The sequence below is a fragment of the Malaciobacter mytili LMG 24559 genome (assembly GCF_003346775.1).
In the GTDB taxonomy this organism is placed as follows: Bacteria; Campylobacterota; Campylobacteria; order Campylobacterales; family Arcobacteraceae; genus Malaciobacter; species Malaciobacter mytili.
Window position 1 is genome coordinate 2,609,590 of the sequence record NZ_CP031219.1, and the last position, 24,666, is coordinate 2,634,255.

Genomic DNA, 24,666 nt, shown 5'->3' on the forward strand with positions numbered 1-24,666 from the left:
ATTAACTCCTTATCTTTCAGTTAAGGCATTTTGTTTTACTTTTAAAATTGGTTTTAATATAAAATCTAAAATTGTTTTTTTCCCTGTTACAATATCAACACTGGCAATCATCCCTGGAATAATTGGAAGTTTTTGACCATTTCTTTCTAGATAGTTTTTATCTGTTTTTACAACAATTCTATAATAAGATTTTCCATCTTTTGAATCTTTATCTACAATACTATCTGCTGAAATTTCAACAATTTTTCCATCAAGTCCACCATAAATAGAAAAATCATAAGCAGTTATTTTAACTATAGCTTTTTGACTTGGATTAATAAAAGCAATATCTTTTGGATCAATTTTTGCTTCTACTAATAAAATATTACTATCAGGTACTATCTCTACTAAGTCTGTACCTGATTGAACAACTCCACCAATAGTATTTAAATATATTTGTTTAACAATACCATGCACTGGTGAAACTAAAACCGTTTTTGCAACTTTATCTTTTTCTGAAATTAATTTTGCTCCAAATTTATTTAATTCACTTAAAGTTTTTTGTAATTGATTTGAAGCCTCAGATTTAAATGAATTGATTTTTTCATCAATTTTAAATTCTGCTTCTTTTATAGCAGATTTTGAACGAGGGATAGATAACAATGCAGCTTCTAAATCTCCACTTGTTTTATTATATTCTTTTTCAATATTAAGTACATCATATCTTGATTTAGCACCTTTTTGTGCCAATTGTTGTATTGTTTTTCTTTGTTCTTTAATAATCTTAAAACTTTTTTTTAGATTTTTAACAGTATTTTCAATTTCAACTAATTCTTGCTGTTTTTGTTCCAATTGATTTCTTAATACTTTAACAGAAGATTTAAGTTCTCTTATTCTACTTTCTAAAAGATTCTCTTCTGATTTTGCATATTCCATTCCATTTTCCAAAATCTCTTTAGGAAATTGCAATTTAGGAGTATCTTTATTTATATCAATTTTTGATTCAACTTCTAATCTAACTCTTACAGCTAATAAACTTAAATATGATTGTTTATTTTCTTCAAAAGAGGCTTGAAACCTTGTAGTATCAATTTTAAGTAAAGGAGCACCTTTATTTACTATTTCTCCTTCTTTAACTAAGATTTCAGAGATTACTCCACCATCAAAAGATTGAACTTTTTGAATTTTATCAGAAGGGATTACTTTTCCCTCTCCTCTTGCTAACTCATCTATTTTAGCCAAAGAAGCCCAAAGTATAAAAGAAGTGAAAATTAAAACAATAATTATAAATAAAGTATTTGACAATTTACTAGGTTTCTCATTTGCATAACTATAACTAGTATATACAAAATCTAAATCTTTCTTTTGGCTATCTTCTAAGCCATAAATTTCTTTTATCCAATTAATTAAACCAAATTTTGATTTAGAAGGTGTTGTTTTTTTTTCGTTATTTTGCATAATTACTTACTCATTTTATTAAATACTTCTTCTTTTGGTCCATCTAAAATAACTTGACCATTTTCAACAATAATCACCCTATCAACTAGTTGTAAAAGTGATGTTTTGTGAGTTACAACTATTAGAGTTTTATCTTCTACTATTTCTTCAACTCTATTTATAAACATCTTTTCAGTTTGTCTATCCATTGAGTTTGTTGGCTCATCTAACATTAAAATATTTGGATTTGAAATAAGTGCCCTTGCAAGGGTAACAGCTTGTCTTTCACCACCACTTAAACCTTCACCTCTTTCTCCAACAATTAAATCATATCCAGCTTCATGCTTTCCTAAAAACTCATTTAATCCAGCAATTTTTGAAACTCTTAATAACTCCTCATCAGAAACATATTGTTCTCCAATAGTAATATTATCTTTAATTGTTCCCATAAATAAGAATGGTTCTTGAGGAACAGAACCTATTGCATTTCTTAAATCAACAGGATCAATTTGCCTAATATCTACACCATCTATTAAAACAGAACCTTTAGTTGGCTCGTATAAATTCATAATTAACTTTAATAAAGTAGATTTCCCTGAACCAATTTTTCCTAATATTGCTACTTTTTCACCTTGGTTAATAGTTAAATTTATATTTTTTAAAGTTAAATGATTTTGGTCTTTATATGAAAATTGTACATCTTTAAATTCAATAGATCCATTTAAATTTGGTCTGCTAATATATGTTTTATTATCTTTTTCCACTGGCATTTTCATAACTTCATCAAGATTATTTAAAGAAAGCATTGTTTTATCATATTTAATAATCATTCCAACAAGTTGTGAAACTGGGGCAATTACTCTTCCATTTAATATCATCGAAGCAATAATAGCACCCATTGTCATCTCACCTTCACTTGCTAAATATACCCCACCAGCAACTATTAATATATTTGAAAACTGTGAAATAAAAGCAGTGAAAAATGTAATAGTTTGAGATAAAAATTGCCCTTTATCAGCATAATAAGTTGTTTTATTAACTGATTTATCCCAATGTGTTCTCATTCTATTTTGAGCTTTAATACTTTTAATAATTTCTAAACCTGTAACAGTTTCTATTAGAGTTGTTTGTTTTATTTGTTCTTCTTTTACAGATTTTTCAATTATTTCTTTTAAAGGCCTTTGCATATACCAAGAAGTAAGTATAGAAATCACTACCGTTGCAATAGTAACATAGCCTAAAGGGCCTCCAATATAAAATATAACAATAATAAAAATAATAACAAAAGGAAAATCCACAACTGCTGCAATAGTTGCACTTGTAAAAAATTCTCTTATACTTTCAAAAGATTGTAATCTACTTACAAATTGTCCAGTTGATGCTGGTTTTGCATTTATTTTTATATTTAATAATTGATTAAAAATTCTATTTGAGATAATAGTATCTGTTCTTTTACTAGCAACTCCTAAAAAATAACTTCTTAAAAGCTTTAAAATAAAATCAAATAGCATTACTATTGAGATACCTATAAATAAAACCCATAAAGTCTCTATTGCATTATTAGGAAGAACTCTATCATATACATTCATTGTAAAAAGAGGTGTTGCTAGTATAAAAAGATTTATAAACAAAGATACAATTATTACTTGTTTATAAATTCCTGAATTTCTTTTTAAAGTACCCCAAAACCACTCTTTTGGTTGTTCAACAATAATCTCATTTTCTATTCTATTATTAAAGTTAAACTCAGGCTTTACAATAATTAAACTACCTGTATATTCACTTTGAAGTTTTTCCATAGTAATAGTAATTACTCCTGAACTTAATCCAGGTAAGATTACTTGTGCTTCTCCTTTTTGTAAATCATAATCAATTAAAACACAAGCTCTTTCTTTTTCAAGTAGTAAAACAGAAGGTAAAGCTAATTTTGTAATATCTGGAATATCTCTTTTAACTATTTTTGTTGTAAGACCTATCTTTGATGAAGCTTGTAGAAACATATCTACATTCATAGAAGATTTATGTATTGGTAAACCAAAAGTTAAAGATTGTGCAGAAGTTTCCCTTTTATGATATTTAGACAGAAAAAGTAAACATTCTAATAAATTATCCACTTGCCTTTTGTCTTTTAAGTTTTTTAGACTTTCTGTCTCTTCTACCTTCTCTTCATTTTCCACTTTGTACCTTTTTATCACAATTATATTGGTATTATTTTGTATAAATTAGTAAAGTATAACATATAAAATTATATATTATACTTTCTAATATATTTTTTTAATTATCAAAGTATTTAATTACTAATGTTTCACCAGCTTTTATTGAATTTGATGTTAAATTATTTGCAAACATAAGGTTTTTAACCGTAATATTATACTTTCTTGAAATAGAGAATAAAGTGTCTCCATATTTAACTTTATGTTTTATATCAGCCTTTACTGTATTATTTGGAATTGTTGTATTTGTTGTATTTTTCTTATTATACTGAGATATATCTGAAGTTTTTAACTCTTTACCAATAATTTCACTTACATTAGTCTCTAATAGCTCCTTTAATTCATCAGAAAATTCTTCTTTTTTTATATCAGGTGAAATTTTATAAACTTTTGGTTTTATCACTTCACAATTTTGATTTTCTTGAGTTAAAAGTGTAGGAGTTAATAAAGAAAGATTATAAAGCAATCCATAATAATTTGAATATAAATCATACTCTCTATAAATTAAACTTTGAATTGATTGATAAAGTTCTGTTTCTGCATTTAAAATATCAACAAATGTTCTAGTTCCTGCTTCAAATTCATTTTTATATACTTCTACAATATTTGCATTTGCATCAATATATTTTTTAAGAACTTCAATTCTTTTTTTGTTGTTATAAAACTTTTGATGTTGATTTTTTATATCTTCAACTATTTTTTCAGTTATAACATCTAAAGTCTTTTTTTGTTCTTGTAAAAAAATTTTTTCTTGTTTTGTCTTAACTTTATTTGCTCCTCCATTATAAAGGTTCCAATCAAAGTTAATTCTTGCATATGCTTCATTTTCAATTCCATTTTCTGGTAATTCTAAATCATTATCCGTACTTACTTTTAATTCAAAATTTATTTTTGGTAAAAATGAAGAGTTATTTTGAGCAATTTTTTCTCTTTGAGATTTAATTTTTTCTATTTGTTCCTTAATTTGATGGTTTTTCAAGATAGCTTCTTTTACAGTAGCTTCTATATCTTTTGGGAAAACCTTTTCATCAATAATTGGTCTACACACTTTTCCATCAACATCAATACCTACATATTTTTTTAAAGCATTAAGTTGCTCTTTTCTACTATTTTTTTCTTCATAATATTTATCTGTTGCAAATTGCAATTTTGAAGATACTTGATAAGTTTCTAAAACTTCACCACTTATTTGCTCTTTTTCTTTTGCAATTGTTAGATTTTTTTCATTTGTTTTAATTAAATCATAAGATAAATTTATTAGTTCATCAAACTTCACTAAAGTAACATATGAGTTTGCTGTTTCTAAAATAGTGTTTTCAATAGCATTTAAACTTCTAAATTTATTTGCTAAATTTTCATGTTCCATTTGTCTAACTTCACTAGGAGTTAAACCACCATCATAAATTAATTGTCGTAATGTTAATCCAGCATTATAACCATCTTTTATACCTGAAGTATGAGGCCTGTCATTATATTTATCTTTAACTTTTGATCTTTCTAAATAAGCATTAAAATCTAAAGTTGGTAAATACTTACTCTCTTTCTCATCTACATAAAGTTTATATGCTTCTTGATTTTTTCTTTCTGCTAAAATATCAGGGTTATTAGTTAGTGCTTTTTCCACACTATCTTTTAAACTTAAAGCATTTAATACTGAAGTAGAAAAGAACAAAACTATTGGAATTAAAATCTTTTTCATAATTAGTCCTTTCATCCTATGTTAATAATTTTTATAATTATTTCAGAAGTTTTATTTAAAGTAACTTAAATTATTATACTATTATAATTATAAAATAAATTAATTTATAAAAAGGTTCAAGTTGAATAACTCAATTATAGAAACAAATCACCACTACAAAGACGCTTTGACTAATCTTACCATATTATATGTAGAGGATGAAGAAATTATAAAAGAAAATATTACAAAAGTATTAAAGTTATTATGTAAAAAATGTATCTCTTTTAGTAATGCCCATGATGCATTAGAATATTTTAAAAAAAATTCAATTGATATTATTATTACAGATATTAATCTTCCTAATATGGATGGAATTGATTTTGTAAGGCAATTAAGAGATATTGATGAAAAAGTTCCAATTATTTTCCTTACTGCATATTTGGAAACAGATTATCTTTTAGAAGGAATTCGAAATAGAATTATTGATTATTTAAATAAACCTGTTGATTTTGAAGTATTATTAAACTCTCTTTTAAAAGCAACTAAAGATATTTTAGATAATGGAAGATATAAAATAAAACTAAAAAACTCTTTAGAATATGATGTTCTTAATAAAAAACTTTTAGATTTAACAAAAGGTGAATATATAAAATTGACTTCTAATGAATCAAAATTATTTGATTTATTGATAAAAAATAGACATAGAGTTGTAAAAATAGATGAAATAAAAGATACAATTTGGCAAGATAGCTATGAAGCCACAGAATCAGCTTTAAAAAATCTATTAAATAAACTAAGAAATAAAATAGGGAAAGAGTCTATTTTAAATATTTCAAAAGTAGGATATAAAATAGAAGTATTATAATTAACTTCTATTTTTCTTGCTACTTAAATCGGATAATAAAACTCCTATCCATCTAGTATTTTGTGTAGATTCAAAGGCAATTTTTAAAGTCATTGTAATTGGTACTGCTAAAAACATACCCACTATGCCAAGTATCCAGCCCCAAAAAATCAAAGAAAAAAAGATAATCATAGGAGAAAGACCTAACTCTTTACCCATAAATTTTGGTTCTAAGATGTTACTTATACTTATATTAATCACCACATAAAATAACATAAGCCAAAGAGTATGATCTAAATGCCCACTAACTAAAGATAGTAAAACAGCAGGAATTGCAGCAACAATTGAACCAACAACTGGAATAAAATTAAATAAGAAGGCTATAACTGCCCATAAAATAGGATAATCAACTTTAAAAAAGAACAAAACAACAAAAATAAAAAAACCTGTTAAAAAACTTGTAAAAGTTTTAACTATAAAATATTTTTGTAAATTATGTGAAAAAAGTTTAAAACTATATAATTTTTTACTATCACTATTAAAAATCACTTTTAGTTTTTTTTCAAAAACTTTTGTTTCAGATAAAATAAATGCAACACCAATAAATACTAATAAAGCCTTTGAAAAAATAGCACCTATATCTCCTATTAAATTTGTAGTAAATTTAAAAAAGTAACTGAAATTTAAAGCTTTTAAAATTTCTTCTTTATTTATATTAAAACCATACTCTTCAATATAATTTATAATCAATAAAATCGAAGCTTTTATCTTTTTTTCATATATTGGTAAATTACTTGAAAAACTTGTTAATGAAGTATTTATCATATATGTTAAAAGTAGCGAAATAATTATTAAGATAGAAAAAAGAAGAAAATATGAGGGAAGTTTAGGAATCTTTCTTTCTTCCATAAAATTTAAAAAAGCAGATAAAATAGAAGCAATAAAAATAGATAGAAGTAAAATAATAACAACTTCAGAAGCAGCTTTAAAACCTGCAATAATAATAATCGAAGTTGCCACATAAAAAAAATAATACATTATATTTGATCGTTCTAACATTTAGCTCTCTTTATATAAAAATTTCTATTGTAAATTTAGCACCTTTATAGTTTTTATTTTTATATGTAAATTCATAGTTTTGCACACTTAAAGTTCCATTTAAATGCTTAGTCACTATTTCATGACTCATATAAAGTCCAATTCCAGTACCAATACTTTTATCTTTTGTTGTAAAATATGGTTCAAAAACTTTTTCTAAATATTTTTCATTTATCCCGCCTGCATTATCGTATATTTCAATAATAGCAGTTTTTTCATTATGAGAAACATTTATAAAAATAAATCTATCATATTCTACTTTTACAAGTTCATCTCTAGCATTATTTAAAATATTTATTAAAACTTGTAAAAATTCATTTTCTAAAGTTACTATTTGAATATCTTTAATATTTTGTACTATATTAATATTTTTTGTCTTAAATTGAGCATCTAACAATTTAAAAGTTTTTAAAAATAGCTCTTTTATATTTGTTAGTTTTTCATTTTTAATTGGACTAAAAAAGTTTTTAAAATCATCTATTGTTTTAGATAAATATTGTGCTGAATCATTTATTTTTTCTGTTGCTTCAAAAAAATCTTTATCACTTAAACTATTTAACTCTTTTTGAAAACTAATTCCTGTTGCAGCAGTGGAGATAACAGATAACGGTTGTCTCCATTGATGGGCAATATTTGCTATCATTTCACCCATACTTGCCATTTTAGACTGTTGAGCTAAAATATTTTGTTGATTTTCAATCTCTTTTTTATAAATTCTAAAATTATCCTCAATAAGCTTTGAGATATATATAGAAATTGCTAAAAATATTAAAGTTAATACAAAAGCTACAACTAAAACATTTGAAATATAGTTTAAAAACTTAGTATCTATCTCTTTCTTTTTTTGTTCTAAATTATTTTTTAAATCATCTTCATAAAAACCTGTTCCAATTATCCAATTCCAGTTTTTTATACCTTTTACATAAGATATTTTTTTTGTTGGAAGATTTGTACTTGGTTTTCTATATTGAATATATGAGTAATATCCTTCCCCATTTTTTGCAATAAATAAAATATCTTTTGAAACATTTTCAATATTTTTTGCATCATCAATTAAAAGAGCATTTTTTCCTATATATTTAGGATTTATATGACTTAAATAGTTAAAATCATAATCCAAAATAAAAATATACCCTTCATTTTTATATCGAATAAGATTTATATAATTTAAAACTTTTCTTTTTACTTCATTTTCATAATCTTCAACATACTCACCTGTCCCAATAACAATATTGTAAGGCTCAAAATATTTATAAAAACTTATTTTACGATATGATTTTAAATCATTTGGCTTATACCAATAATAAGTATCAAATCTTTCACTTTTATTTTTTATTGTTTCAGAAATAGTTTTTACAAACTCATAACCATTTGCATCTTTATAATTTAATAAATTTTTACCTTCAAACTCAGGGTTTAAAGGCTGAAGATGTTTTATTCCATTTATATCATCAATAAAATAATACCCTCGCCCTTCATTAAAAGTAATTGAGCGTAAAGTATCTTTTATAATTTCAAAAATCTCTTCTTTTGATTTTTTATTCTTATATTTTTCATAAATATCATTTGCTATTTGATAAGCTTCATATACTCTATTTTTTATCTGATTTTTTAAAGAATTATCAGTTGATTCTTTCATATATAAAATATAGTTATAAACTCTTTCAACTTCTTCTTGAATATTCTTTTTATTCTCTTTTATAAATTCACTATTTAATAATTTTTTTTCTTGTTCAAAAGTTCTTTTATTTTCTAAAAAAAGTAATATTGTAATCACCAATGAAATAATTATTGTTAGTAAAGGTAAACTATATCTAATAATTCTTGTTAAATTTTTCTCATTCTTATAATTCACAAGCTTCTCATTTATTATTTTTTTAATTGTAGCAAGTTTCTACTAATATTGTCTAAATAAAAATAGATTTTTTACTTTTTAAATCCAGTTTAATTAAATTATTTCAATTTAATTTAATAATTATTTTTATATGCTACTTATTATATGCAAGGAGTTTTTATGTTTGGCTATAACTACTTTAAATATCTTATCAATACTATACTTACAATACTTTTATTAGGTGCAATAATCTCTTTTTTACTTTATCAAAAACTTATAAATTATGAAAAAGAAGCAATTTATGAAAAACACAAAGATATTGCAAAATTCGAGTTTGAAAGAAATGAACTACTAATTAAAACTACCCTAAATAAATATAAAGATGAATTGCAAGCTTTAAATAATATTATAAAAGAAAATAATCTTTTAAATAAAGACTTAAATATTTTAAAATCATATATGAAACTATTAATTGATTCTAATAATACAGTTTTTCAATTACGATATATAAATGAAAATGCAGATGAAATTATAAGATTTGATAGAGATAAGACCAATAAAATTATAGAAATAAAAAAACTTCAAAATAAAAGCCATAGAGATTATTTTACTAAAACTAAGAGATTAAAAGAAAAACAATTTTTTATATCAGATTTAGATTTAAATATTGAGTTTAAACAAATAGAAGTACCATATAGACCCACAATTAGAGTAGCAACACCTATTTATGAAAAAGATGTTTTTAAAGGAATTTTAATTATCAATTTTAATGCCTCAACTTTAGTTGAAAAAATTACTAAAAATGAAAAGTTTGATGTTTATTACTTAGATAGTCTTAAAAATTTTCTTCTACATCCAGATAAAAATAAATCATGGAGTACACAACTAAAAAGAAATTATAAAGTAGAAAATGAAATTGAAAATATTGATGAGTTAATAAAAAAACCATTTTTAGATAAAAATCAAAAATATTATAGTAAAAAAATAACCATTACAGAAAATAGTTTTTATATAATTTTAAAGGTTAAAGAAGCTTATTATAAAAAAGCTATTAATAAAATCAAATCTGATATTTTATCTTTATTTTTTATTGTTGCACTAATTGGTTTTCCTTTTGTAATAATTATTTCATATATTCAATCTTCCCAAACTGTTTTATTAGATTTTATAGTAAACTCTATTCCTCATCCTTTTTTTATAAAAGACTCAAAAGGTAAATTTATAATTGTAAATGATGAAACAATTAAATTTTATAATTTTAAGAATAAAAGTCAATTAATAGGAGCAAACTCTTATAAAATAATTGATTCTTCTCCTTTAAACTGCCCAAATAAAGACTATTTGGCCTTAAAAAAAGGAAAACTTAAAACCATAGAAAAAATCAAAAAAGATGAAAATAGAAATTTCTATTTTGAGATGATTAGAGTAAAAATACCTTACTATGGTATTTTTAAAAAGACTTATTTATTAGGAATAGCTATTGATATAACTGAAATAAAAGAGTTAAATGAAGAACTTAATAAAAAAGTAGAAGAAGAAATTGGCTCAAGAATAAAAACAGAACAAATTCTTGCTCAACAATCAAAGATGGCACTTATGGGAGAGATGATAGGGAATATTGCCCATCAATGGAGACAGCCTTTATCAACTATTACAACAGCTTCAACAGGTATGCAACTTCAAAAAGAAATGGGTATTTTACAAGAAACAGAGTTAATAAAAGGCTTAGAAAGTATAAATGAATCTGCACAATATTTATCTAAAACAATAGATGATTTTAGAAACTTTTTTAAACCATATAAAGTACATACAAACTTTACAGTTGAATTTATAATAGATAAAGCTTTAAAATTAGTTAGCGCTCAATTTAAAAACAAAGATATAAAAATCATAAAAAATATTGAAAATATTGAGTTAAATAATTTAGAAAATGAATTTACACAAGTAATTTTAAATATTTTAAATAACGCTAGAGATCAACTACTAAAACAAAATCAAAAAGAAAAATTAATAATTATTAATTCACAAATAGTAGAAGAGAATGCAGTTATTATTATCAAAGATAATGGTGGTGGCTTAGATGAAAAAATTATGGATAAAATTTTTGAACCTTATTTTACTACTAAAGAGGAAAGTAATGGTACTGGCATAGGTTTATATATGTCAAAAGAAATAATCGAAAAACATATGAATGGAAAGCTTTTTGCAACAAATGAAAAGTTTATATACAATAAAAAAGAGTATAATTTTGCTGTATTTAAAATACAATTACCAATAAAAAAGGATAAAAATGAAACTATTTAAAACTCTTAGTGTAATCTCTATAATTGTCTTGTTATTTATAGGTTGTACAAAACAAGATACACAAAAAGTTGAAAATACACATCAGAAAATTACTAATAAATACTGGAAATTAACTCAAATTGAAAATAGTGCAAGTATGGTTTATCCAAAACAAAGAGAAGCTCATATTCTTTTAAAAGAACAAAAAGTTGCAGGTTCTGATGGATGTAATAGAATTATGGGTTCTTATACTCTAAATGAAAATAAAATTACATTTTCAAGGGTTGCTTCAACAATGATGGCTTGTCTTCAAGGAATGCAACAAGCATATAAGTTTAAAATTAATTTAGAAAAAGCACAAAATTTTAAAATAGAAAATGACAAATTATTGATTTTTGATAAAGATTCAAATAAGATTTTGGAATTTACTGCGATTTACTTACAATAAAATTATTTTTTTGTAGTTATAAAGTTGGAGGAGGTAGCCGGACTCGAACCGACGCATAGAGGATTTGCAATCCACTGCATTACCAACTTTGCTATACCTCCGAAAAAGTGGAATGAAATTATAGCAATAAAAGCTTAATTTTTTTTTAAATATTAAACTTAATTTATTTTTTCTTTTTTCTTTCATACTTTATTAAATAAAGTCCTGCAAAAATCACAATAAAGGCTCCTAAAATAGTGAGCCTATCTGGAATATCATTAAAGATTATCCACCCTAAAAAAGTAGCAAATATTATTTCTAAATATTGAAAAGAAGCCAATACAGAAGCATTTGCATAATAAAAAGCTTTTGAAATTAAAAGTTGTATAAAAGTTGTTAATATTCCTAAAGCTAAAATAATCCACCAATAAGACATATCAATACTATTAAATTTTAAAATCTCTAAAGAAAAACTTTCACCTATTAATAAACAAATAGATAAAAATAAAGAAGCAACTATTCCTATATAAAACTGTATAGTTACGCTATTACCTAAATTTGAACTAAGTCTTATAAACATTAAATATAAAGCATATAAAATTGCGGATAATATTGGTAAAAAAGCGGCTATTCCATACATTGATAAATTTGGCCTAATAATTATCAAAGTTCCAATTAACCCTAAAATAACAGCAATTATATGTTCTTTAAAAACCTTTTCTTTTAAAAAAATAATAGATAAAAGAGTAAGAACTAGTGGTTCTATAAAAAATAATGCAATATTATTTGCTAAAGGAAGATATTTTAACCCCCAAAAAAGCAATAATATAGAAGTAGAAACAAAAAAGCCTAAATATAAATAATTTAATTTAAATTTTCCAATTTTTTCTTTTATAAAAAAAGTTAATATAAAAATAAATAAAGCTTGCAGTGTAAATCTAAGCCAAGCTATTTGTGTTGGACTAAGTGTTGTTGAAAGATATTTTGCAATTGTATCTGTAAAAGGCAATAACATTACGCCAATTACCATAAAAAGCATAGCTTTATTAACATTTGGTATTTGAGTTAAAGTACGATTATTCATTGCGAAATTATATTTAAATTTGCTTAGGTTAAGATAATTTTTTGATTTAGAAGTTAAGTGGCAGTGAGTGTGGGATTCGAACCCACGGAGGCGTGAACCTCGCCGGTTTTCAAAACCGGTACTTTCGACCAACTCAGTCAACTCACTACAACATTAAAAAGTGGTGCGAATGGTGAGAATCGAACTCACACTCCGAAACCGGAACGGGATTTTAAGTCCCGCGCGTCTACCTATTCCGCCACACTCGCACTTGTGTGATTTAAGTTTTGATGGGCTTTTCAAGCCGTTCTACTTAAATTGGACTGGAATTATAATAGAAAAAAAAACATTTGTCAAGAGTTTTTTTAAAAAATTTTAAAATTTTCTTTTTTTTCTTTTTTTTATCTAAATAAAACACCAAAATTAGTATAATCCACATATATAATAATAGTTACACTAAAGGATAAATATATGAGAAGTGATGAAGTAAAAAAGGGTTATAGTAGAACTCCACATAGATCATTATTAAGAGCAACGGGACTTAAAGATGATGATTTTAATAAACCATTTATTGGAGTTGCTAACTCTTTTATTGAAATTATCCCTGGACATTTCTTTTTAAATAAAGTATCAGAGATAATAAAAGATGAGATTAGAGCAAATGGTTGTGTTCCTTTTGAGTTTAATACTATTGGAGTTGATGATGGTATTGCTATGGGACATGATGGAATGTTATTTTCATTACCAAGTAGAGAATTAATTGCAAACTCTATTGAAACAGTAATGAATGCTCATAAACTAGATGCAATGATTGCTATTCCAAACTGCGATAAAATTGTTCCAGGGATGATTATGGGAGCATTAAGAGTTAATGTACCAACTATATTTGTATCAGGTGGACCTATGCAAAAAGGTCATACTAAAGATGGTACTCCTATTGATTTAGCAACAGCTTTTGAAGCGGTTGGAAAACATGAAGCTGGAGAGATGAGTGATGAAGAGCTAAAAGATATTGAGTGTAATGCCTGTCCTAGTGGAGGAAGTTGTTCTGGAATGTTTACTGCAAACTCTATGAATACACTTATGGAAGCTATGGGAATTGCACTTCCTGGAAATGGAACAATTTTAGCTTTAACTGCACAAAGAGAAGAGTTATATAGAAAAGCAGCTAAAAGAATATGTGAAATAGCACTTGATAATGCTTCAAGAGAAAAATTTAAATTAAAAAATATTTTAAATGAAAATGCAGTAAGAAATGCCTTTGCAGTTGATATGGCAATGGGTGGAAGTTCAAATACTGTATTACATATGCTTGCAATTGCAAAAGAAGCAGGTGTAAACTTTGAATTAAAAGATATTAATGCAATTTCAAAAAAAGTATCTCATATTGCTAAAATTTCTCCTTCATTAAGCACAGTTCATATGGAAGATATTAATAAAGCCGGTGGTGTAAATGCAGTTATGAAAGAGATGACAAAAAGAGGTGATGATATTTTAATAGATAATCTAACTATCACAGGTGAGACTACTTTAGAAAAAATCAAAGATGCTTATATTAAAGACACAAATATTATTCATACAATTGATAATCCATATAGCCAAGTTGGTGGATTAGCAATTTTATATGGTAATTTAGCAGAGCAAGGAGCTGTAATTAAAACAGCTGGTATTACTGGAAGTAGAGTATTTACTGGACGTGCTGTATGTTTTGATGGGCAACCAGAAGCAATTGCTGGAATTGTTGGTGGTAAAGTAAAAGCTGGTGATGTTGTTGTTATTAGATATGAAGGACCAAAGGGAGGTCCAGGTATGCAAGAGATGCTTGCACCTACTTCTCTAATTATGGGGATGGGATTAGGAGATAAAGTTGCACTTATTACTGATGGTAGATTTAGTGGGGCAACAAGAGGTGCTTCAATTGGACACGTATCTCCTGAAGCAGCAGAAGGTGGTATGATTGGTTTACTTAAAGATGGAGATGAGATACATATTGATGTTGATCAGTATATCTTAAGTGTAAATTTAGATGATGAAGAAATAGCAAAAAGAAAAGCTGAATTTAAACCTCTTAAAAAACCTTTAAACTCTTCTTGGTTAGGTCAATATAGAGCGCTTGTTACAAATGCAAGTAGCGGTGCAGTTTTAAAAACAGACCTTTAATAAAAAAAGAGGAAATTCCTCTTTTTTTAGTTATTATATTAACTCTTTGTTAACTTTTTATTGTAAAATAGTTTACACTTAACTTTTATAATTTCATTATATATTTAAAAAAGGATAAGTATGAAATCAAAACTATTTATTATTTCAGCACTTTTAGCTACAAACTTATTTTCAAATTCAATTGATTTTAATATGGCACCTCAAGAAGTAAAAAGAGTTGCACCAAATTCTGTAAATGAAATTTTTTCTTTTAACTCTAGTGTTCAAGAGGCTATGAAATCTGTTGTTAATATTTCTGCACAAAGACATGTTAATGCTTCTTTGGATAATTTCCCATTACAAATGTTTAATGATCCAATTTTTAAAAGATTTTTTGGAGATCAATTTGGAAATCAATTCCAACAAAATAGAATCCAAAGATCGCTGGGTTCTGGAGTAATTTTATCTAAAGATGGATACATTGTTACAAATAACCATGTTATTGAGAATGCAGAAGAGATTAGCGTTACAATTGGTGAAGATCCAACTGAATATAATGCAAAAGTTATTGGTAAAGATGCCGATAGTGATATTGCAGTTATAAAAATCGAAGGAGATAACTTTGATGCAATAAAAGTTGGATATTCTAGAAATTTAAAAGTTGGTGATATTATTTTTGCGTTAGGAAACCCTTTTGGAATAGGAAGCACTGTAACACAAGGTATTATTTCGGCACTTAATAAAAATAAAGTTGGAATAAATAGATATGAAAACTTTATTCAAACAGATGCTTCAATAAACCCTGGGAATTCTGGTGGAGCACTTATTGATAGTAGAGGTGCATTAATAGGTATTAATAGTGCAATTATTACAAAAAGTGGTGGGAACAATGGAATTGGATTTGCAATTCCTGTTAATATGGTAAAAGATGTAGTTGAAAAACTAATTAAAGATGGAAAAGTTACTAGAGGTTACCTAGGAGTTGTAATTGATGATTTAAATGCTGAATTAGCAAGGGTTTACAACCATAAAAAAGGTGCTTTAATTTTAGATGTTTCTCCTGATACTCCTGCTGAGAAATTTGGTTTAAGAAGAGGAGATTTAATCTTTGCAATTAATGATAAAGTTATAAGAGATAGAGCTGATTTACAAAATGTTATAGCAGCATTTAAACCAAATCAAAGAATTACTCTACAAATAGAAAGAGATAAAAAGAATTTAAAACTAGATATAGTTTTAGGAAATAGAGATGGTCTTATTGTTTCAACTGCAAATAATGGTAAATTCTTAGGAGGATTAACTCTTTCAGAATTAGATAATAATATTATTGCAAAATATAGAATTGGAAGGAATATTTCAGGGGTATTAATCACTGAAGTAGAACCAAAATCAAAAGCTGAAAAAGTAGGATTTCAACCAGGCGATGTTATTATACAAATTGAAGATATTGAAATTAAATCATTTGTAAATATACAACAAGCAATAAGAAAATACAATAACCAACATAAAAGAGTTTATGTAAATAGATACGGTCAAACTATTTTATTGGTTATAAAATAAAGGATTTACTATAATAAAAGTTATGATGATAGAAGATGATTTAGAGTTAGCTCAAATCATCACAGATTATTTAAAATCATTTGATATAGAAGTTACTAATTTTGATAGTCCATATCTTGGGCTATCAACTTTAGGAATACAAAAAGATTATGAACTATTAATCTTAGATTTAACTCTACCAGAAATAGATGGACTTGAACTAATACCTAAAATAAGAAAAGTTTCTGATATTCCTATTATTATCTCTAGTGCAAGAGATGACATTTTAGATAAAGTTATGGGATTAGAAAGAGGAGCAGATGATTATTTGCCAAAACCATATAATCCAAGAGAATTACAAGCAAGAATTAAAGCTATTTTAAAAAGAATTGCAGTTCCTACTGAAAATGTACAAACTACAAATAACTCAGCTTTTACAATAAAAAGTGATGATTTGCAAATTGTATTAAAAGGTGAAGTTTTATCTTTAACTCTTGCAGAATTTGATATTTTAAAACTATTAATTGAAAGAAATGGCGCAGTTGTTGCAAGGGAAGATTTTATTTATGCAAGTGACCATATAGAAGATGATAGTAGTTTAAAAAACATTGATGTTATTATCTCTAGAATTAGAAATAAAATTTCTAAAATAGATGATAGCAAAACATATATAAAATCAGTTAGAGGTATAGGGTATCAACTTATATGATTAGAAATATATCTATTTCAACATTTATTAATCTTATTTTTACAATTGCAGTTATTGCAATAGTTATAACTTTTGGTTTATTTATCAATCTTGATATGCAAAAACATAAGATTACACAACAAAATAGATATGAAATAATAGGTGAAAACTTCCTAACAATTATAAATAAAAACCCATCAAATACTGAATTACAACAGTTATTTAAGCAATTTAATGTAAAAAATGTAAAAAATAGAGATAAAAAAGTAAAAATTCTAAATGATGCAGAAGAACTTGCTATTAAAAAAACTTCTTTAGGAACTTATAGAATTTACTATTATGCCTCAGATTATTATCTTTATGCTCAAAGATTTGGTTATAACCTTATGCTTAAAGATTTAAATTCAAATAAATATAATTTTGCTATTATTATTGCTATTTTACTACTTTCACTACTTACTATTTTCTTTTTATATTTTATTTTAAAAAGAAAATTAAAACCCTTAAAAGAGTTAAATTATGAAATTACTAAATTTTCAAAGGGTGATTTAAATATAAATATAAAACCACGATCAAATGATGAAATAGGAGAAATTGCAAAAAACTTTCAAAATGCTATTACTCTTATTTGTAAACAAACAGAATCAAAAAATCTATTTATGCGAAATATGATGCATGAGCTTAAAACGCCAATTACTAAAGCTATGTTTATTGCTGAAACTTTAGAAGATGAAAAAAGTAAACTAATGCTTCAAAAAGCTTTTAAAAGGATGGATGATATTATAAAAGAACTAGCAACAGTAGAAAAAATCACTTCAAAAACTTCTGTGATATATAAAGAAAATACTTCATTTTTTAAAATATATCAAAAAACTTTAGAGATTATGATGATAGAACCTTCAAATATATCTTCAAAAATCAAGGATTTTAATTTTGAAGTTGATATAAATCTTTTTAGTGTTGCACTTAAAAACTTAATAGATAATGGTATTAAATTTTCAAAAGATAAGAAAGTAAAAATTCTTGCAGAAAGAAAAAGAATAGATGTTATTTCAAAAGGAAGTAAGCTAAAACACCATCTTGATTATTATAGTGAGCCTTTTTCACAAGAGGAAAAAAGAGCAGATGGATTTGGATTAGGTCTTTATATAGTAAAAACAATTGTTTATATGCATGGATATAAATTAAAATATTCCCATAAAGAAGGAGAAAATTACTTTTCTATTATCCTTGAGTAACTTCTTTCATAATTTTAAACCAATTTCTTGAAAAATGCTTCTTAATATAGTTTTGTCTATGGGGAACTATACAACCTGCACAATTTTGATGAATATATCCCTCTCCTATAAATTGAGAACCATCTTTTGAGTCTATACTACAATAAGAGTATAAAGTTTTATCCTCTTGTTTTTTAAATCCTTCATCATTAAATCTAAAATTAGGACAGGCACATAAATAGCAATTTAACTCTTCATAATCATGGCATTTTTTATTATCTTTATATAAAGGACAAAATTCAGGTTCATTTTTTAGCATATTTTCAAATTTAAAATACTCTATAACCTCATCATCACTTTTATCTTTTAATTTTTCCATAATCTTTGCATGTTTTTTACCATGGGCTTCAAACCATTTTATATAAGACATATAATACTCCCAAAATTATCATTACTACTAAATCAAGTTTTATTTTTAAATCAAGTGCTTTTAAAACATCACTTTTTTCTATATTCTCTTTTCCCACACCAAAAAATGGCTTATTTTTTATTTTGCCAAAATATGAAGTAGGTCCTCCAAGCTTAATATTTAAAGCTAAAGCCATTGAGGCAATTGGAAGTCCAGCATTTATACTTTCATGTTTGCTTCCATATTTTTTAAACTCTAAAAGAGCCTTTTTACTTTTAAAAATAATAGCTATTAAAATAGCTGTTATTCTTGAAGGAATATAATTAGCCAAATCATCTAATCTAGCACTAAATTTTCCAAATTTTTCATATCTTTTATTTCTATACCCTACCATAGAATCAAGAGTATTTATAGCCTTATATATATAAGCCCCAACAAGACCAAAACATACTAAATAAAAAAGTGGAGCAATAACTCCATCACTTAAGTTTTCAGCATATGTTTCAATTGCAGCTTTATTTATATCACTCTCACTCATAGTTTTAGTATCCCTACTAACTAACATAGAGATTTTATATTTTTTTTCTTCTAATGTAGTACTTTGTATTACATCTTTTACACAATCATATAACATTTTTGAAGAAAGAGTAAAAGAAGCAAGAAAACCTTGAATAAAAATATTATCTATAAAACTTAAAAGAAAAACTACAATAAAAACCACACTTAAAGTAAAAAAAGTAAGTAAAATTCCTGAAAAAATAGAATCTTTATAAAATCTTTTTTCAAAAAATTTTATAATATCTCCAATATAAATTATAGGATGTTTAATTTTTAGTTTATCAAACTCTGCAAAAAACATATCAATAATATAAGCAATTAAAGCAACACTATAAAACACTACTTACTATCCTTTTTATATCTAGTTTGCTTTTCATCTTATTTACAAATTCATTGATTTTTTCTTCTTTATATTCTTTAAAATTGAAACCTTTATACTCTTTATTTATAGAGTTAAAATAAGCTGTTCTAAAATTATCATTATCAAAAATACCATGTATAAAAGTACCTTTAAACTTATCTTTTTCATACATTAAAGGATATTTTTTTGAAACTCCATGATGTATTTCAAAACCTTCTACTTTAAATCCAAAAAGTTTATAATTACTTTTTTTTAAGATTTTTTCTTTTTCAAATACTATTTCATCATCTATAAAACTAAAACCCTCTTCTTCTATGGCTTGGGTATTTTCTAAGGCATAAATATCTTTTAAAAGAGTAAACATCATCTCATACCCACCACAAATAGCAAAAAGTTCTTTTTTAAAGTTTTTAATACTTTCAAAAAGTCCAGTTTGTTTTAGCCATTGTAAATCTTTTATTACAAGTTTACTTCCAGGAAGTATTAATAAATCAAATTTATCTAAAGAGATATTAGAACTAATAAATTCTACAAAAACTTCTTCATCTGCAATAAGAGGTTCAATATCATTGTAATTACTCATTGTTGGATAAGCAACTACTGCAATATTTAATTTAATATTTTGTTTTTTTTGAATAAAGTTTTGTAAACTTGCACTATCTTCAAATCCCAAATTAAAAGCACTATATGGTAAAACTCCTAAAACTGGGATTTTAAACTCTTCTTCAATAATTCTTACTCCCTCATCAAATAAAGACATATCCCCTCTAAATTTATTTATAATTACACCAATTACATTATCTCTTAGTTTTTTAGGAAGTAAATGATAGCAACCATAAATAGAGGCAAAAACTCCACCTTTTTCAATATCAGCTACTAAAATAATCTTTGTATTGTAAGTATTGGCAATAAAAATATTTGATAAATCTTTATCCATAAGATTTAATTCAACAGGGCTTCCTGCCCCTTCACTTATAACACAATCATATTTACTATTTAAATATTCATAACATCTTTTAACAGCAGGTTTTAAAAGGTCTAAATCCCTATAATATTCCCTTACATCTTTATTGGTAACCACTTTACCCTCAACTATAAGCGAAGCACTATTTCCTCTACCAGACTTTAATAAAACTGGATTTAAATGATAAGAAGTGGGTACTTTTAAAACTTCACTTTGAAAATATTGTGCAATTGCAATTTCACTTCCATCATCACAAACTTTTGAGTTATTAGAAACATTTTGTGCTTTAAATGCAGCAACACTAAAGCCTTCATCTTGTAAGATTTTTCCTATTACAAAAGTTAAAGTTGATTTTCCAGCATCACTGCTTGTACCAAAAATTGAAAGATTTTTCACACCCCATCCTAAACATAAATCATTTTTTTTGTCATTCCACCATCAATTACAAAATTACTTGCAGTAATAAACCCTCTATTTTTAAGTAAAAACTTTACCATATCAACAATATCATTAGAAGTTCCTACTCTTTTACAGGGATGTTGTAAGTTATCTTCTACTGTTGGAATATAGTTTTTATCTGTATTTATCCACCCTGGACTAATAGAGTTTACTTTTACATTAGGTAATGAAATAGCTAAAGCATGAGTTAAAGAAGTAATCCCACCTTTTGAAGCACTATAAGCCTCAGTTGCTTTTTCTGACATAAAAGCTCTTGTGGAAGAGATATTTATAATATGTCCAAAAGACTCTTCTAATAGTAAACTAAACTCTTTACTTAAAATATAAGGAGCTGTTAAATTTACACTAATAATTTTTTCCCACTGTTCTAATTCTTGTTCTTTTAAAGGTTTTGAAGAAAAAATAGCAGCATTATTTATAAGTGCATAAAGGGAAGAGAACTTCTTTTTTATTTTTTTTATAGTCTTTAATAATTGTTGTTTATTTGATAAATCACATTTATAAAACTCTATACCTTCTAAAGTATTTTCTTGTATATCAAGATTTATAACTTTATACTTCTTTCTTAGTTTTTTTGCTATTTGTTTTCCTATACCACTTGAAGCACCAGTTATAAGTATATTTTTCATTTTAAAATCTACCTTTTTATTTATATTCTAAACTACTATATTTAACCTTTTTATTTTTAAAAGGATCAATTATTGCTTCTATTTCCTCAAAGCTATATTTTAAAGGAAAACCTATTTTTGAGTTTGTTGCTGTTGTTTCTAATTTATAGAAAGCTTTTTTATCAAGATATAAAGCTTTTTTATCTTTTAAAGTTTGTTGTAAATTTACTATTACAAAAATATGTTTTGGAACTAAAACAAAATAAGCCTCATACCCTTTTACATAAAGTAGTGAAATAAGAAGATTTGATTTATCATCACAATCCCCATAATTTTGAGTAACCACTTGTCTAGCACTTCTTGCTACATTTTCATTGATTTTATAAGGAATATTTGTAGTAAAATCTAACATACTTTGAACTTCACAAAGTTTATCTTTATTGCAATGTAAAGTTAGTTTTTCAGCTAAAGATTTTGTAAAAGCATCAACTTTTACTTGATTTACATAGGTTTTATCTTCTATATCTAAATATTGTCTATCTACTATAATAAAAGATTTAAATATCATATATAAAACTAATCCTAAAAAAATTAGAGATACTAGTATAGAGATATAATAAAAAGATCTATTTTGAAATAACATCTAAAGCCTCTTTAAAAGCTTTTAAATCATTTTGCGATTTAACAGCAATACGAACAAAACTCTCATCTAAAAAGTCAAAATTACTACAATCTCTAATCATGATTTTATAGTTTTTTAACTCTTCTTGTAGTTTTTTTGCCGTATAGTTTTTTAGTTTTGCTAAGACAAAATTAGCACTACTATTAAAAATATACTCAACTAAAGGAGATTCTTGTAAAATTTTTTCTAAATAGATTTTATTTTTTACATTTATTGCTTTTGCAACTTTTATAAATTTTTCATCTTTTAAAGCCTCTTGCAAATAAATACTATCAAAATGGGATAATTTCCACAATGGCTCAAATTTTCTTAGCTCTTGTATATTTAATCTATTTGAAATTAGTGTACCTACTCTAATACCTGCACTACTATAAAATTTTGTCATTGATTTTAAAATATATAGTTTTTCATATTTATGTATATATTTAATAGCAGATTTTCCCTCACTAAAATCTAAAAAACTCTCATCAATTAAAACTGTGGCATTTTGTTTTTGCCAATACTCTAAAAGTTTTTCAAGGTCATATAAAGTTCCATCGGGAGTAGAAGGGTTTACAAAAATTACAAAACTATTTTTCTCAATAGAAACATCAAGTTTTTCAAGTCTATTTATAAGATTGTAATCATATTTATAAATATTGCAAGCTTTTTTATACTCTAAATATGCAGGGCTGTAAATTGTACAATGATTTAAATTTAAATGCCTAAAAAGTGTGAAAATAGCACTACTTCCACCATTATAAAGTTCAAGTTCTTCTTCTTGTATTTTATAGTTATTTGCTATTGCTTTATATAATTTATCATACTTTGGGTATGAACTAATTTCTAAAAAGTTAAAATCACAAAGAATTTCAGGTTTAATAAAATTTATATTTGAAGAAAGATCAATAACCTCTTCTACTTTACAAGAAATACTTTTTGCAAAGCTTTGAATATCTCCCCCGTGTTCATAAGTTTTCAAAGTACAAATCCTATATTTAAAAGTAAAAGTTCAGTTATTTCAAGAGAACATCCCAAACAATCACCATTTACAAAACTAAATCTTTTATATAATATTTTTAAACAAACAAATAAAAAAAATAAACTTAAAAGAAAAAGTATAAAAGAGTTTGTTTTTAAAATAAAAGCTAAAAGCACAAAAATAAGTACAGCTATTCTTATTTTATTTACCCCTTGTGCTTCAAAAGCTTGAGACATAAAACTATCTTTATTAAATTTAAAAAAAGGCAAAATATAAGTTAAGCTAAGTCGTGAAAACATAAAGGCAATTATTATAATTTCATACTTTTTTTCATAAAGTAAATAAGCAATAATGCTAACTTTTAAAAGAACAAAGCAAAAAGTAGCAATAGCACCTATTGCTCCTATTGTTGATTCTTTCATTATTTTATAAGCATCTTTTCCTGAATAACTTGCAAACCAAGCATCAACAACATCTGTTATTGCTTCTGTATGTAAATATCCATATAAAGTAAGTGAAAGTACAGCACTTACCACACTTGCATATAGAGGATGAAAAAAACTACTTAAAAATATAAAGATTAAAATAGTAGCACAAGAAAGAAGTAAACCAATTAAAGGAAGAAAAAACAGACTATACTTAAAAGTATTTTTATCAATAGTCATCTGCTTTACAAATACAGGGAAAACAGTAAAATATGAAAGAGTAAAAGCAAAAGAATTAAAAATTTCTCTCATTTTAGTTTTCTTTCAAGGCAATATTTTACCTCTATAACTTCATCACAATTTTTTGCTAAAAATTGTCCAATTAGTCCAGAAATATCCACAAACTCTCTACTATATTTTTCCATGGGAATTACGCCATTATTTATATCATTTAAGATAAAAACAATATTACAATTTATACTAAAAAGCTTTTGAAGTTGTTTTTCCATCTCTTCATAACCTAAAGGCATATTATTTAAAATAAACATTGTTATGCAGTCAATTAAATAAGTCTCATTTTCCTTTATTACTTTAGTTAAATCTTTTGGCTCTTCGATTGTAATAAACTCATTTCCTCTTTGTTTAATATGCCTATTTACTCTTTCTTTCATTGCTTCGTCTTTATAAGAGTTATCATAAGTTGCAATATAATAAGGTTTAGAAGTTGCAAGTTTAAGTGCTTTTGCACTTGCACAAGAGGTTTTGCCTGATTTTTGTCCACCAAAGTAAAAAGATTTCAT

Annotated in this window: 21 protein-coding genes and 3 tRNA genes; 7 read left to right on the top strand and 17 right to left on the bottom strand. The window is 25.4% G+C overall.

Annotation, left to right across the window (positions count from 1 at the left end; genetic code table 11):
- Window positions 1-9: 9 nt before the first annotated feature.
- The 3 genes from AMYT_RS12630 to AMYT_RS12640 all read right to left on the bottom strand — a co-directional run bounded on the left by AMYT_RS12630 (window position 10) and on the right by AMYT_RS12640 (window position 5,328).
- Entirely contained in the window at window positions 10-1,437 is a 1,428-nt protein-coding gene (locus AMYT_RS12630) for an HlyD family type I secretion periplasmic adaptor subunit (protein ID WP_114842881.1), read from the bottom strand.
- A 2-nt stretch (window positions 1,438-1,439) separates the two neighbouring features.
- A complete protein-coding gene (locus tag AMYT_RS12635; protein ID WP_114842882.1) occupies window positions 1,440-3,593 on the bottom strand; it encodes a type I secretion system permease/ATPase in 2,154 nt (717 codons plus the stop codon).
- Window positions 3,594-3,690: 97 nt separating this feature from the next.
- Window positions 3,691-5,328, bottom strand: coding sequence for a TolC family protein (locus tag AMYT_RS12640; RefSeq protein ID WP_162919509.1), 1,638 nt, complete (start codon window positions 5,326-5,328; stop codon window positions 3,691-3,693).
- Between the two features lie 121 nt (window positions 5,329-5,449).
- On the opposite strand from AMYT_RS12640, the gene AMYT_RS12645 reads away from it, so the two are divergent.
- Window positions 5,450-6,172, top strand: a complete 723-nt coding sequence (locus AMYT_RS12645) for a response regulator transcription factor (RefSeq protein ID WP_191287671.1) — start codon at window positions 5,450-5,452, stop codon at window positions 6,170-6,172.
- Here AMYT_RS12645 and AMYT_RS12650 read toward each other — a convergent pair whose 3' ends face one another.
- Both AMYT_RS12650 and AMYT_RS12655 read right to left on the bottom strand, forming a co-directional pair.
- Window positions 6,173-7,210, bottom strand: a complete 1,038-nt coding sequence (locus tag AMYT_RS12650) for an AI-2E family transporter (RefSeq protein ID WP_114842884.1) — start codon at window positions 7,208-7,210, stop codon at window positions 6,173-6,175. It abuts the gene before it with no gap.
- Window positions 7,211-7,220: 10 nt separating this feature from the next.
- Window positions 7,221-9,104, bottom strand: coding sequence for a sensor histidine kinase (locus AMYT_RS12655; RefSeq protein ID WP_114842885.1), 1,884 nt, complete (start codon window positions 9,102-9,104; stop codon window positions 7,221-7,223).
- A 159-nt stretch (window positions 9,105-9,263) separates the two neighbouring features.
- Here AMYT_RS12655 and AMYT_RS12660 point away from each other — a divergent pair, with 159 nt between their 5' ends.
- Both AMYT_RS12660 and AMYT_RS12665 read left to right on the top strand, forming a co-directional pair.
- Window positions 9,264-11,387 (top strand): ATP-binding protein, encoded by a 2,124-nt coding sequence (locus AMYT_RS12660; RefSeq protein WP_162919510.1) that lies wholly within the window; start codon window positions 9,264-9,266, stop codon window positions 11,385-11,387.
- Entirely contained in the window at window positions 11,374-11,814 is a 441-nt protein-coding gene (locus tag AMYT_RS12665; protein WP_114842887.1) for an META domain-containing protein, read from the top strand. Before AMYT_RS12660 ends, AMYT_RS12665 begins: the two co-directional genes overlap by 14 nt.
- A 25-nt stretch (window positions 11,815-11,839) precedes the next feature.
- Here the strand turns inward: AMYT_RS12665 and AMYT_RS12670 are convergent.
- The 4 genes from AMYT_RS12670 to AMYT_RS12685 form a co-directional block, all read right to left on the bottom strand.
- A tRNA-Cys gene (locus AMYT_RS12670) sits at window positions 11,840-11,915 on the bottom strand.
- 62 nt (window positions 11,916-11,977) lie between these two features.
- A complete protein-coding gene (locus AMYT_RS12675; RefSeq protein ID WP_114842888.1) occupies window positions 11,978-12,877 on the bottom strand; it encodes a DMT family transporter in 900 nt (299 codons plus the stop codon).
- 58 nt (window positions 12,878-12,935) lie between these two features.
- Window positions 12,936-13,024, bottom strand: a tRNA-Ser gene (locus AMYT_RS12680).
- 14 nt (window positions 13,025-13,038) lie between these two features.
- Window positions 13,039-13,125: transfer RNA gene (locus AMYT_RS12685), tRNA-Leu, on the bottom strand.
- A 202-nt stretch (window positions 13,126-13,327) separates the two neighbouring features.
- Here AMYT_RS12685 and ilvD point away from each other — a divergent pair.
- The 4 genes from ilvD to AMYT_RS12705 all read left to right on the top strand — a co-directional run bounded on the left by ilvD (window position 13,328) and on the right by AMYT_RS12705 (window position 18,460).
- On the top strand, window positions 13,328-15,016 hold the full coding sequence (ilvD, locus tag AMYT_RS12690) for a dihydroxy-acid dehydratase (protein WP_114842889.1): 1,689 nt from the start codon (window positions 13,328-13,330) through the stop codon (window positions 15,014-15,016).
- A 120-nt stretch (window positions 15,017-15,136) separates the two neighbouring features.
- A complete protein-coding gene (locus AMYT_RS12695; RefSeq protein WP_114842890.1) occupies window positions 15,137-16,555 on the top strand; it encodes a Do family serine endopeptidase in 1,419 nt (472 codons plus the stop codon).
- Between the two features lie 10 nt (window positions 16,556-16,565).
- Window positions 16,566-17,243, top strand: coding sequence for a response regulator transcription factor (locus AMYT_RS12700; RefSeq protein WP_196779643.1), 678 nt, complete (start codon window positions 16,566-16,568; stop codon window positions 17,241-17,243).
- Window positions 17,240-18,460: an ArsS family sensor histidine kinase gene (locus AMYT_RS12705; protein ID WP_114842892.1), complete on the top strand. Its 1,221-nt coding sequence runs from the start codon at window positions 17,240-17,242 to the stop codon at window positions 18,458-18,460. Before AMYT_RS12700 ends, AMYT_RS12705 begins: the two co-directional genes overlap by 4 nt.
- Here AMYT_RS12705 and AMYT_RS12710 read toward each other — a convergent pair.
- Genes AMYT_RS12710 through AMYT_RS12745 form a run of 8 tightly spaced genes read right to left on the bottom strand, consistent with a single transcriptional unit; the run spans window position 18,447 to window position 24,666 of the window.
- Window positions 18,447-18,869: a hypothetical protein gene (locus AMYT_RS12710; RefSeq protein WP_114842893.1), complete on the bottom strand. Its 423-nt coding sequence runs from the start codon at window positions 18,867-18,869 to the stop codon at window positions 18,447-18,449. The two genes, AMYT_RS12705 and AMYT_RS12710, sit on opposite strands and share 14 nt — an antisense overlap.
- Complete coding sequence (cbiB, locus tag AMYT_RS12715; protein ID WP_114842894.1) at window positions 18,847-19,746, bottom strand: adenosylcobinamide-phosphate synthase CbiB; 900 nt, start codon at window positions 19,744-19,746, stop codon at window positions 18,847-18,849. The genes AMYT_RS12710 and cbiB overlap by 23 nt, the downstream gene beginning before the upstream one ends.
- Complete coding sequence (locus AMYT_RS12720; protein ID WP_114842895.1) at window positions 19,736-21,127, bottom strand: cobyric acid synthase; 1,392 nt, start codon at window positions 21,125-21,127, stop codon at window positions 19,736-19,738. The genes cbiB and AMYT_RS12720 overlap by 11 nt, the downstream gene beginning before the upstream one ends.
- Window positions 21,128-21,135: 8 nt before the next feature.
- The gene (locus AMYT_RS12725) at window positions 21,136-21,819 is read right to left on the bottom strand and encodes an SDR family NAD(P)-dependent oxidoreductase (protein ID WP_114842896.1); all 684 of its coding nucleotides are present in this window, start codon (window positions 21,817-21,819) and stop codon (window positions 21,136-21,138) included.
- Between the two features lie 16 nt (window positions 21,820-21,835).
- Entirely contained in the window at window positions 21,836-22,366 is a 531-nt protein-coding gene (locus tag AMYT_RS12730) for a hypothetical protein (RefSeq protein WP_191287672.1), read from the bottom strand.
- A 58-nt stretch (window positions 22,367-22,424) separates the two neighbouring features.
- A complete protein-coding gene (locus AMYT_RS12735; RefSeq protein WP_114842898.1) occupies window positions 22,425-23,441 on the bottom strand; it encodes an aminotransferase class I/II-fold pyridoxal phosphate-dependent enzyme in 1,017 nt (338 codons plus the stop codon).
- On the bottom strand, window positions 23,438-24,178 hold the full coding sequence (locus tag AMYT_RS12740; RefSeq protein WP_114842899.1) for an adenosylcobinamide-GDP ribazoletransferase: 741 nt from the start codon (window positions 24,176-24,178) through the stop codon (window positions 23,438-23,440). Before AMYT_RS12740 ends, AMYT_RS12735 begins: the two co-directional genes overlap by 4 nt.
- Window positions 24,175-24,666: a bifunctional adenosylcobinamide kinase/adenosylcobinamide-phosphate guanylyltransferase gene (locus AMYT_RS12745; protein WP_114842900.1), complete on the bottom strand. Its 492-nt coding sequence runs from the start codon at window positions 24,664-24,666 to the stop codon at window positions 24,175-24,177. The genes AMYT_RS12740 and AMYT_RS12745 overlap by 4 nt, the downstream gene beginning before the upstream one ends.